This window comes from Actinobacillus vicugnae (assembly GCF_901687125.1).
Classification (GTDB): Bacteria; Pseudomonadota; Gammaproteobacteria; order Enterobacterales; family Pasteurellaceae; genus Actinobacillus; species Actinobacillus vicugnae.
Genome location: NZ_CABFJY010000005.1, coordinates 1 through 12,140 on the forward strand (window position 1 = coordinate 1; position 12,140 = coordinate 12,140).

The window sequence follows — 12,140 nt, forward strand, 5'->3', positions numbered from 1 at the left end:
TGATGTATTACAACCAAAAGCGTATTAAAATGGATTTAAAAGGATTGAGCCCTGCACAATACAGAGCTCAATATTTATAGTGTACTAACCTGTCCAACTTTTGGGGGGCAGATCAAAAAGCGGTCGAATTCTGCTATTTTTTGCGAATTTCGACCGCTTGTATAAATATTAAACTAACGTATTAGCGTTTTTTAGCTTTTGCGTTTGGTAAGTCTGTGATAGAGCCTTCAAACACTTCCGCTGCTAAACCTACAGATTCATGTAATGTAGGGTGAGCGTGAATAGTTAAAGCGATATCTTCAGCATCACAACCCATTTCGATTGCTAAACCAATTTCACCTAATAACTCACCACCGTTACTACCTACGATTGCACCACCAAGTAAACGATGTGTATCTTTATCGAAGATCAGTTTAGTCATACCTTCTGAGCATTCAGAAGCAATTGCACGGCCTGAAGCAGCCCAAGGGAATTTAGCCACTTCATAGTTTAAGCCTTCTTGTTTACACTCTTTTTCGGTTTTACCAACCCAAGCAACTTCTGGCTCAGTATAAGCGATTGATGGAATCACTTTTGGATCGAAGTAGTGTTTTTGACCTGCAATCACTTCAGCAGCAACATGACCTTCGTGAACACCTTTATGTGCTAACATTGGCTGACCTACGATATCACCGATAGCGAAGATATGTGGCACGTTTGTACGCATTTGTTTATCTACTGCAATAAAACCACGCTCATCAACGTTCACACCTGCTTTACCCGCATCAATTAATTTACCATTTGGTACACGACCGATAGCAACTAACACCGCATCGTAACGTTTAGTATCGTTACATGCTTTGCCTTCCATTGAAACGTAGATGCCATCATCTTTCGCTTCAACAGCCGTTACTTTTGTTTCAAGCATTAACTTGAATTTTTTCTCGATCTGTTTAGTGTAAATCGCAACAATATCTTTGTCCGCAGCTGGAATTACTTGGTCGAACATTTCAACCACTTCAACTTCCGAACCTAATGCATGGTAAACAGTACCCATCTCTAAACCGATGATACCACCACCCATAATTAATAATTTTTTCGGCACTTCTTTTAATTTAAGTGCATCTGTTGAGTTCCAAATACGTGGATCTTCATGTGGAATAAATGGTAATTCGATTGGACGAGAACCTGCAGCGATAATCGCATTATCAAATTTAATTGTTGTTGGGTTACCATCACGGTCGCGTGCAACTAAAGTATTTGGATCAGTAAATGCTGCTAAACCTTCTACAACAGTTACTTTACGTGCTTTAGCCATACCCGCTAAACCACCTGTTAATTTTGCTACAACCGCCTCTTTACCCGCACGAACTTTATTTAAATCAATTGTCGGTTCGCCAAAAGTAATACCATTTTTTTCCGCATGTTTTGCTTCTTCAATTACTTTTGCGACGTGTAATAATGCTTTAGACGGGATACAACCTACGTTTAAACATACACCACCTAAAGTTGAATAACGTTCAACAATAACCGTTTCTAAGCCTAAGTCTGCGCAACGGAATGCCGCTGAATAACCAGCAGGACCCGCACCAAGTACCACGACTTGCGTTTTAATTTCTTTGCTCATAATTTTTCCTTTTTAATTGTAGGGACGCATTACCTGCGTCCATGGACACACGCAGTGTGTCCCTACAAGCGGTCAATTTTGCAAAAACTTTTACAAATTCGACCGCTTACCTATTACATTACTAAGCGACGAATATCCGCTAATACACCATTGATGTAGCTTAGGAATCTTGCACCATCAGCACCATCAATTACACGGTGGTCGAATGATAGAGAAAGAGGAAGCATTAAGCGTGGTTCAAACTCTTTACCATTCCATACAGGTGCCATTTCAGACTTAGACACACCTAAGATTGCAACTTCTGGCGCATTCACGATTGGGGTAAAGTGAGTTGTACCGATACCACCAAGGCTTGAAATTGTGAAACAGCCACCTTGCATGTCAGAACCAGAAAGTTTACCGTCACGCGCTTTCTTAGAAACTTCCATTAACTCACGTGATAATTCGATAATGCCTTTTTTATTCACATTTTTGAATACAGGAACAACTAAGCCGTTTGGCGTATCTACCGCAACACCAATGTTGATGTATTTCTTAATCGTTAATTTTTGACCGTCTTCAGAAATTGAGCTGTTGAAACGTGGGTATGCTTCTAATGCTTTCGCTACCGCTTTCATGATGAATACGACTGGCGTAATCTTCACATCAAGTTTTTGTTTTTCAACAACTTTATTTTGTTCTTTACGGAACGCTTCTAATTCTGTGATATCTGTACGATCGAAGTGTGTAACGTGTGGAATCATTACCCAGTTACGGTGTAAGTTTGCACCAGAAATCTTATTGATACGGCTTAACTCTACTTCTTCTACTTCACCGAATTTACTGAAATCAACTTTCGGCCATGGTAATAAGCCTAAACCTGCACCATTTGCCACACCATTACCTGCTGTTGCTGCAACAGTACCTGTTTCAAATGCTTTAACTGCAGTTTTAACATATGCTTGGATATCTTCTTTAACGATACGACCTTTACGACCTGTACCTTTAACTTTATCTAAGTTCACGCCAAATTCACGCGCTAAACGGCGAATTACTGGTGTTGCGTGTGCATATGCATTGCTTGCTACAACTTGCTCTTGGCTCAAGCCAGAAACATTACCGCTTTGTGCAGGCGCTACTGTCTGTGCTACTGGCGCTGGAGTAGCTGCTTGTGCAACTGGTGCTGGAGTCGCTACTGGTGCAGCACCTTGAACTTCAAAGCGCATAATTAATGAACCTGTTGATACTTTATCGCCAGATTTCACTAAAATATCTTTTACTACACCTGCAAATGGCGCTGGTACTTCCATTGATGCTTTGTCGCCTTCAACAGTAATTAAAGATTGCTCTTCTGATACTGTATCGCCAACATTTACCATGATTTCAGTTACGTTTACTTCATCACCACCGATATCAGGTACATTTACATCCTTAATTACTGTTGCCGTTGCAACTGCTGGTGCTTCTGCTTGAACTGGCGCTGTAGCGACTGGTGTTGCTGATGCGGTTTCAAACTTCATGATTAATTTGCCAGTGGTTACTTTATCGCCAACATTAATTAAAATTTCTTTTACTACACCTGCGATTGGAGCTGGTACTTCCATTGAAGCTTTGTCGCCTTCAACGTTAATGATTGATTGATCAACTTCAACTGAGTCGCCAACTTTAACCATAATTTCAGTTACATTAACTTCATCTGAACCGATATCAGGTACATTCACTTCAACTACTGCTGATGCTGCTGGCGCAGCTACTGCTTGTTGTGCTGGTGCTTCAGCTGATGGAGCTGGTGCTACATCTGCCGCGTCTAACACTAACATTGGTGAACCAGTTGTTACTTTATCGCCAACTTTTACTAAAACTTCTTTCACTACGCCTGCTTCTGGTGCTGGCACTTCCATTGAAGCTTTATCACCTTCCACATTAATAATCGATTGATCTACAGTAATAGTATCGCCTACTTTTACCATTACTTCGGTTACGCTTACTTCATCCGAACCGATGTCTGGTACATTAATTTGTTTTGACATTTGGTAATCCTTTTTTATTGCAGGGACGCCACGTGTGGCATCCTTTATCTTTTTATGTGGACGCGAAGCTTCGCGTCCCTACTGATTATGCATATAACGGGTTAATACGATCTACGTTCAAGCCGAATTTAGCAATCGCATCAGCAACCACTTTAGTTTCTACTGTGCCTTCTTTCGCTAATTGTGATAATGCTGCAATCACAACATAACGTGCATCTACTTCGAAGTGTTCACGTAAATTTGCACGACTATCTGAACGACCGAAACCATCTGTACCTAGCACGTGATAGTGTTTTGTTGGTACGAATGCACGGATTTGATCCGCATATTGTTTCACGTAGTCAGTTGAAGCTACTGTTGGTAAATCAGCTAACACTTGCGCTACATAAGGAACACGTTGTTCTGCTGTTGGATGTAATAAATTCCAGCGTACCGCATCGTTACCTTCACGTGCTAATTCATTGAATGATGGTGCTGAGAATACGTCTGCAGTTACACCGTAGTCATTCGCAAGGATTTGTGCTGCTTCACGAACGTGACGCATGATTGCACCAGAACCTAATAATTGAACGTGACCTTTACCTTTACCCGCAACCGTTTCAAATTTATATAAACCTTTACGGATACCTTCTTCTGCACCTTCTGGCATTGCAGGTTGATCCATCACTTCGTTCAACGTAGTCATATAGTAGAATACGTCTTCTTGTTTTTCACCGTACATACGGTTGATACCGTCTTGCATGATTACTGCAACTTCGAATGCGAATGATGGGTCGTAAGTAACACAGTTAGGAATAATACCTGCTTGAATATGGCTATGACCATCTTCATGTTGTAAACCTTCACCGTTTAATGTTGTACGGCCAGATGTACCACCAACCATGAAACCACGGGCTAATTGGTCACCTGCTAACCACATCATATCGCCCACACGTTGGAAACCAAACATTGAGTAATAGATGAAGAATGGAATCATCGGCTGGTTACTTACAGAGTAAGAAGTTGCCGCAGCTACCCAAGAAGCAGCACCACCTAATTCGTTGATACCTTCTTGTAATACTTGACCATCTTTTGCTTCACGGTAGTAAGCTACTAAATCACGATCTGAAGGCGTATAGTTTTGACCGTGTGGGTTATAGATACCTACTTGACGGAATAAACCTTCCATACCGAATGTACGTGCTTCATCCACGATCATTGGAACGATTGTTTTACCAATATTTTTATCTTTCAATAAGATATTTAATACACGGCTAAATGCCATTGTGGTTGAAATACCACGTGGTTGTTCTTCAAGTAACGCTTTAAATTCTTCTAATGCAGGTACTTTATACTCTACATCGAATTTCGTACGACGAGCAGGAACATAACCATTTAATGCTTTACGGTGACCGTGAATATAGTTGTATTCTTCAGAACCTTCTGCAAATTTGATGTATTCAAGATTTTCAACTTGTTCATCAGTTAATGGCAATTCGAAATAGTCACGGAAGCCTTTTAAGCTTTCTAATGACATTTTTTTCGATTGGTGAGCAGTATTTTTACTTTCTGCTTCAGGAATTTTATAACCTTTAACTTGGTGCGCTAAAATCACTACTGGTTTATCAGATTTTTGAGCTTTTGCGTACGCAGCGTAAAGTTTTTCACTATCGTGTGCACCACGGCGAAGCTCCCAAATTTCATCATCAGTCATATCTGCTACTAATGCAGCTGTTTCTGGGTAACGACCGAAGAAGTGTTCACGAATGTAAGCACCATTTTTAGATTTGAATGTTAAGTAGTCACCATCAACCACTTCCATCATTAATTGCGCTAACTTACCAGAAGTGTCTTTCGCAAATAATTTATCCCAGTTGCTGCCCCATAATACTTTGATTACTTCCCAACCTGCACCAGTAAATAAACCTTCTAATTCTTGAATGATTTTACCGTTACCATTTACTGGGCCGTCTAAGCGCTGTAAGTTACAGCTTACTGTAAAGATTAAGTTATTTAATTTTTCACGAGCTGCGAAAGTTAATGCACCTTTAGACTCAATTTCATCCATCTCGCCATCGCCTAAGAATGCATACACTTTTTGATCTGCAGTATCTTTTAAACCACGGTTTTCAAGGTATTTTAAGAAACGAGCTTGGTAAATTGCATTAACAGGACCTAAACCCATTGATACGGTTGAGAATTGCCAAAACTCAGGCATTAATTTCGGGTGTGGATATGAAGATAAACCATCTACAAATGCTTCTTGACGGAAGTTATCAAGTTGTTCTTCTGTTAAACGACCTTCAACATAAGCACGAGCATACATACCTGGTGCAGCGTGACCTTGGAAGAATACTAAGTCACCACCATTTTTCTCAGTTGCTGCTTTGAAGAAGTGGTTGTAGCACACTTCGTACATTGTTGCTGCTGATTGGAATGTTGAAATATGGCCACCTAAATCAAGATCTTTCTTCTGGCTACGTAAAACCATTGCGATAGCGTTCCAACGTACTGCTGAACGAATACGGCGCTCGATTTTGTGGTCACCTGGGTAAGCTGGTTGTGCTGATACAGGGATAGTATTCACATACGCTGTTGTTACACCTGATTGAACTGGCACGCCATCTTTACGCGCTTGGCTTAATAACTCATCGATAATGAATTGTGCACGTTCAACACCTTCTACACGGATTAATGAATCAAGTGATTCTAACCACTCTTTTGTTTCAAATGGATCTACATCTCTTTCTAACTCTGACATAGGTTGTCCTTATTTTAAGTAAATAATGAGTGATAAGTGCTATGAAATTAGGACTTATCGTTTGATGAAATTATAAACATTCACTTGAATAGACTAAACATAAAACACACAGAAAGTTTAACAAAATGTAAAAACCTGTTTTCTATTCGAGTGAATATCTTTGATTTATCTACTTGATTTTAAACATATTTTAACGTTTACTAAAAAATGTTGAAAATTTGTAGAAAAATTTTTGCCAACAAGATAGCAAAATTGCCCTATTTTGTCTATTTTTTTGACCCGTACAAGCTAGCGCTACCAATAAGCAAGCGGTTAAAACTTGCAATTTTTTTACAAATTTTAACCGCTTGTAGGAGGGTTATTTATTGAGGTTGATATGTTTTGCCAATTCTTGAATTAATCTAGGTCCTTGGTAAATCATTGCCGAATAAACTTGCAACAACCTAGCTCCTGCACCTATTTTTTCCTGCCCTGATGAAACAGAATGAATACCACCACTGCCAATAATCGGTAATCGCCCATTGAGTTCTTTTGCTAATCTAGTAATCAAATGCGTACTTAGCGAATTTAGAGGCTTACCACTTAGTCCGCCTTGTTGCTCTGCATGCTTTAAACCAGAGACGGGGTCTCGAGATAACGTTGTATTGCCTGCAATCACGCCATCAATTTTATGTCGCACTAAACTATCTGCCACCGAAGCCACTTCTTCATCACTTAAATCAGGCGCAATTTTTAAGACAAGCGGTTTATATTTTGAAAACTTTTGCGAAAGAATAGACTGTTCTTGTTTTAGCGCACTTAGCAAATCATCTAGTGCTTCACCATATTGCAACGAACGCAAATTTTTTGTGTTCGGCGAAGAAATATTCACCGTAATATAATCCGCGTATTCATATACTTTGCGTAAACAAATTTGGTAGTCATCTAGCGCATTTTCGATTGGAGTAAATGCATTTTTCCCGATATTAATGCCTAATACACCGTCATATTTTGAGCGTTTTACATTCTCAACCAATACATCCACACCATCATTATTAAAACCATTACGATTAATAATTCCTTCTGCTTCCAACAGTCGAAATTGGCGAGGTTTAGGATTACCGTCTTGTGCCACAGGCGTAACAGTTCCAACTTCAACAAAGCCGAATCCTAGCTTTCCGAAACCATCGATTGCTTCGCCATTTTTATCTGCCCCAGCGGCTAATCCAATGGGGTTTTTGAAGTGTAGCCCCATAACATCTGTGGGATTTTGTGGAATAGGTAGAGGATCAAAAGGTAATTTTCCGACCAGTTTAAGCGCTTGAACGGAAAAATTATGCGCACTTTCAGCGTCCATAGCAAAAAGACATTTGCGAATGAAGGAATACATGATGAACTCTTCGGTTGTATAGGAAAAATAAATAAACTAAGGGCGAGTATCAAACTCGCCCTTGAAGGATTATGCGTCAAACATTGCAGAAATAGATTCTTCGTTGCTAATACGACGAATAGCTTCTGCCAACATGCTTGATAATGTTAATGCACGTACTTTATTTAATGCTTTAATTTCATCAGAAAGTGGAATGGTATCCGTTACAACCACTTCATCTAATGCTGGGTTTGCGATGTTTTTCGCTGCTGTGCCTGAGAATACTGCATGCGTTGCGTAAGCAACAACTTTTGTTGCACCACGTTCTTTTAACGCTTCTGCTGCTTTCACTAAAGTACCGCCAGTATCGATCATATCATCAACTAAAATACAATCACGACCTGAGACATCACCAATAATGTGCATGACTTGTGATACGTTTGCTTTTGGACGGCGTTTATCAATGATCGCCATATCTGCATCATTCAATAATTTCGCGATTGCACGTGCACGCACCACACCGCCGATATCTGGTGATACTACCATTGGATTATTTAAGTCTGTTTTCTTTAAAATATCCTCGATAAGCACAGGCGAACCAAATACGTTATCTACTGGTACATCAAAGAAACCTTGGATCTGCTCTGCGTGCAAATCACAAGTTAAGACACGGTCAACACCCACGCTTGAAAGGAAATCTGCAACTACTTTCGCAGTAATTGGTACACGCGCTGAACGCACACGACGGTCTTGGCGTGCATAACCGAAATAAGGGATAACAGCCGTAATACGACCAGCAGACGCACGACGTAACGCATCAACCATAACAATCAATTCCATTAAGTTGTCATTTGTTGGAGCACAAGTTGATTGGATAATAAACACATCCGAACCACGTACGTTTTCGTTAATTTGAACTTGAATTTCACCGTCGCTAAAACGACCTACTGTTGCATTACCTAAAGAGATATAAAGGCGTTCTGCAATACGTTTTGCAAGTTCTGGCGTTGCGTTACCCGCAAACAGTTTAATATCTGGCATTGGAATTGATCCTTGAATTTACAAAGGGAATTTAGGGGATTAAGTTTAATTTTTTGTGCAAAGGGGAAATATTCTGTCCTTTAGCAACAAAACCACACACGTTTTGAGGTTTGCAGTCGAAGACTTTCTCTGCGTCTTCTTTTGAATCAAATTCGGCAAAAATACAAGCACCTGTGCCTGTTAACCGAAACGGTGCATATTCTACCAATTCTTGGACAAGATCTTCAACCTCTGAATAATGATCTCGCACAACTTTTTCGCAATCGTTTGCCCAATTGTTGGCAAATAATTCCGTTAAACTACGTTTTGGCGTATTGCGAGGTAAATTTGGATCATTAAAAACCACCGCTGTTGAAATAGAAACGCTCGGTTTTAACACTACAAACCATTTTTCTGCTGGCTCACAAGGAGTTAATTGCTCACCGACGCCTTCTGCAAAAGCCGCAACGCCTCGCACAAAGATCGGTACATCCGCACCTAAGCTCAGCCCTAGTTCAGCAAGCTCCGTTAAACTCAAACCTGTTTGCCAAAAATGATTGAGCCCTACCAATACGGTTGCCGCATTTGATGAACCGCCACCGACTCCTCCCCCCATAGGTAAACGCTTTGTCACGCCAATTTTGGCACCTTTACGACAAGCGGTGTGATTTTGTAATAATTTTGCGGCACGATAAATCAGGTTCTGCTCTTTCTCTACACCTTCGATTTCATTTTGTAACGAAATTTCTCCGCTATCATCGACTTCAAGCGAAATTTCATCTCCAAAATCTAAAAATTGAAAAAGGGTTTGTAGCTCATGATAGCCATCAGCACGTCGATTGGTAATATATAAAAAAAGATTTAACTTCGCGGGGCTAGGTAATGTCACTTTATTCATTAATAAGTCCACTGATCGATACGAATTTTTAAAGTCTGCTGACCATTTTCTAACACAATCAACTTCGGTAAGTTTGGTAGGCGATCTTCATGATATTCCACATAGCTTGCCTTCCACACTTGTCCATTGATTGGATAGCTAAATTGCGAAAGTTGACGTTTTTCATTCACAATATAATTGCCATTTTGTTCTGGCTGACCTTTTACCCAATAGGCAAATTGATCGATTGGAAACGATACACCAATAATTTCTTCCATCAGCGTATTTACATCTGCATCGGAACGCGAACGCCCTTCACTATCTGAAACCGTTAAACCTCGCTGAGTACGTTGTAATTTCATCGCTTTGGTCGATAAATTTGATGAAAGCGCTAAACCAAAGTTATTTGCTGATTGGTATTGCCAATCAAAGTGTGAAGAAAAACGTTCTTCTGGCGAAATATAGCCAAATTGCCCTTTCGCTTGATAGCGTTTAATTTGAGTTAATTGGGCTAAATGTTGTTGCCATTTCACATCAGAATGCGGGATTTGAACGCTAGGCGTTTGAACAGTCGTAGGTGCATCTAGCACAGAATTACATCCTGTTAATACTAACATTGCGCCAAATGAAACTAAAAAAGAAAATTTTTTCATAGCTAACCTTTTATAAATGAGTGGCTATTCTACCTTATAAGCGGTCAAATTCTGTGAAAATTTGACCGCTTATACAAATAAGAAAAGTCCCTCTTAACATAAGAGAGACTCATGTATTAACTAAATTGGAGGCTATACAATTGCTTATATGCTCCATTTTGATCAAGTAATTGAGTGTGCGAACCACGCTCAATAATTTGCCCGTGATCAACTACCAAAATTTCATCGGCTTTTTCAATGGTGGATAAGCGGTGTGCAATGACGAGTACCGTTTTATCTTTCTGCAGTTCAGCCAATGCAGCTTGAATTGCTCGTTCGGATTCGGTATCTAGCGCAGAAGTCGCTTCATCTAACACTAACACGGGTGAATTACGTAACAACGCACGAGCAATCGCTAAACGCTGGCGCTGACCACCAGAAAGACTTGCCCCATTTTCACCAATAATCGTATCTAAGCCGTCATCTAATTTCTCAATAAATTCCATTGCATGAGCAGCTTTTGCGGCTGCGATAATTTGCTCACGGCTATATTTATCGGTTGCCGCATAAGCAATATTGTTCGCAATGGTGTCATTAAACAAATGCACTTGCTGAGAAACCACTGAGCATTGCTCACGCAAGTTCGCAAGTTTATAATCTTGAACATTGATTCCGTCTAAGGTAATTTCACCTTCATCAATATCATAAAAACGAGTTAATAGATTCGCAATGGTCGATTTACCTGAGCCTGAACGACCTACTAATGCCACCGTTTTGCCTCGTGGAATACGAAAAGAAATGTGGTTTAATGCACGTTCGTCTTTTCCTGCATAGCTAAACGAAACATTATTGAACGCCACCTCACCTTTTGCACGTACCACTTCTTGCGTACCGAGATCTTTTTCCGTTTTTAAATCTAAAAATTCAAACAAGGTTTGACAAGCTGCCATGCCTCGTTGGAATTGTGAGTTCACATTTGTCAATGATTTAAGCGGGCGTAACATTGCCATCATTGATGAGAATACAACGGTAAATGAGCCTGCTGTAAGATGTTCACTCATCACTTCAGGAAAAGTTGCTACATATAGCACAACCGATAATGCAAAAGAAGCAATTAATTGCACTACACCGTCTGAAATGCCGTCAGCAGACACAATTTTCATTCCTTTACGGCGCATATCATTACTCACTCGGTCAAAGCGTTCTTTCTCAACTTGCTGACCACCAAATGACAAAACGACTTTGTGTCCTTTCAACATTTGTTCCGTGGTCACAGTTAGCTCGCCCATTGAGCTTTGGATATGGCGACTTAATTTGCGGAAACGTTTTGACACAATACCAATTAATACGCCAATAATTGGCGCAATAACAAACAATACCAACGATAATTGCCAGCTGGTATAAATCATCACCACAAATAATGAGATCAAATAAGCCCCTTCACGCACAATGGTCACTAATGCGTGTGAAGAAGAATTTGCCACCATTTCTGTATCGTAAGTTACTCTTGATAAAGAACGCCCTACGGGATTCTGATCAAAATAACTAACAGGCATATACATTAAATGCTGGAAAATATTACGACGTAAGGTCATCACTACATTACCAGAAACCCAAGCCAAGCAGTAGCTCGCAATATAGTTAGTACTCCCCCTAACCAAAATAAATACCACCACCAACACTGCCATCAGTTTTAGAAAACTGTGATCCGCTTGCCCAAAGCCCTGATCCAATAACGGTTTTAATAAATAAATCAGCCCCGAATCAACTAAGGCGTTCAGCACCAGTGCTACCGCCCCCACAATAAGCCCTACTTTATAAGGCGCAATCGTTGGAAATAAACGCTTAAATGTTTTAAAGGTCGAAAGATCTTTTTCTTGCATAATGTCCATTCTTCTTTTTCAAAAA

At 40.0% G+C, this 12,140-nt stretch carries 9 protein-coding genes; 1 reads left to right on the forward strand and 8 read right to left on the reverse strand.

Translation table 11 applies throughout. The features are described 5' to 3' along the window. The first annotated feature begins 2 nt into the window (after positions 1-2). The gene (locus F8M47_RS12415) at positions 3-80 is read left to right on the forward strand and encodes an IS3 family transposase (RefSeq protein ID WP_150538505.1); all 78 of its coding nucleotides are present in this window, start codon (positions 3-5) and stop codon (positions 78-80) included. Between the two features lie 101 nt (positions 81-181). On the opposite strand, the gene lpdA is transcribed toward F8M47_RS12415, so the two are convergent. The 8 genes from lpdA to msbA form a co-directional block, all read right to left on the reverse strand. Further along, a complete protein-coding gene (gene lpdA / locus F8M47_RS01450) occupies positions 182-1,606 on the reverse strand; it encodes a dihydrolipoyl dehydrogenase (protein ID WP_150538446.1) in 1,425 nt (474 codons plus the stop codon). Positions 1,607-1,719: 113 nt separating this feature from the next. Further along, entirely contained in the window at positions 1,720-3,615 is a 1,896-nt protein-coding gene (gene aceF, locus F8M47_RS01455) for a pyruvate dehydrogenase complex dihydrolipoyllysine-residue acetyltransferase (RefSeq protein WP_150538447.1), read from the reverse strand. Positions 3,616-3,700: 85 nt separating this feature from the next. After that, complete coding sequence (gene aceE, locus F8M47_RS01460) at positions 3,701-6,355, reverse strand: pyruvate dehydrogenase (acetyl-transferring), homodimeric type (RefSeq protein ID WP_150538448.1); 2,655 nt, start codon at positions 6,353-6,355, stop codon at positions 3,701-3,703. A 358-nt stretch (positions 6,356-6,713) separates the two neighbouring features. Then, entirely contained in the window at positions 6,714-7,724 is a 1,011-nt protein-coding gene (gene pyrD, locus F8M47_RS01465; RefSeq protein WP_150538449.1) for a quinone-dependent dihydroorotate dehydrogenase, read from the reverse strand. A gap of 69 nt (positions 7,725-7,793) precedes the next feature. Continuing rightward, entirely contained in the window at positions 7,794-8,744 is a 951-nt protein-coding gene (locus F8M47_RS01470) for a ribose-phosphate pyrophosphokinase (RefSeq protein WP_150538450.1), read from the reverse strand. 31 nt (positions 8,745-8,775) lie between these two features. Further along, a complete protein-coding gene (gene ispE / locus F8M47_RS01475; RefSeq protein ID WP_150538451.1) occupies positions 8,776-9,621 on the reverse strand; it encodes a 4-(cytidine 5'-diphospho)-2-C-methyl-D-erythritol kinase in 846 nt (281 codons plus the stop codon). Continuing rightward, entirely contained in the window at positions 9,621-10,253 is a 633-nt protein-coding gene (gene lolB, locus F8M47_RS01480; RefSeq protein WP_150538452.1) for a lipoprotein insertase outer membrane protein LolB, read from the reverse strand. Before lolB ends, ispE begins: the two co-directional genes overlap by 1 nt. 116 nt (positions 10,254-10,369) lie before the next feature. Then, positions 10,370-12,115, reverse strand: a complete 1,746-nt coding sequence (gene msbA, locus F8M47_RS01485; protein WP_150538453.1) for a lipid A ABC transporter ATP-binding protein/permease MsbA — start codon at positions 12,113-12,115, stop codon at positions 10,370-10,372. Positions 12,116-12,140 lie beyond the last annotated feature (25 nt).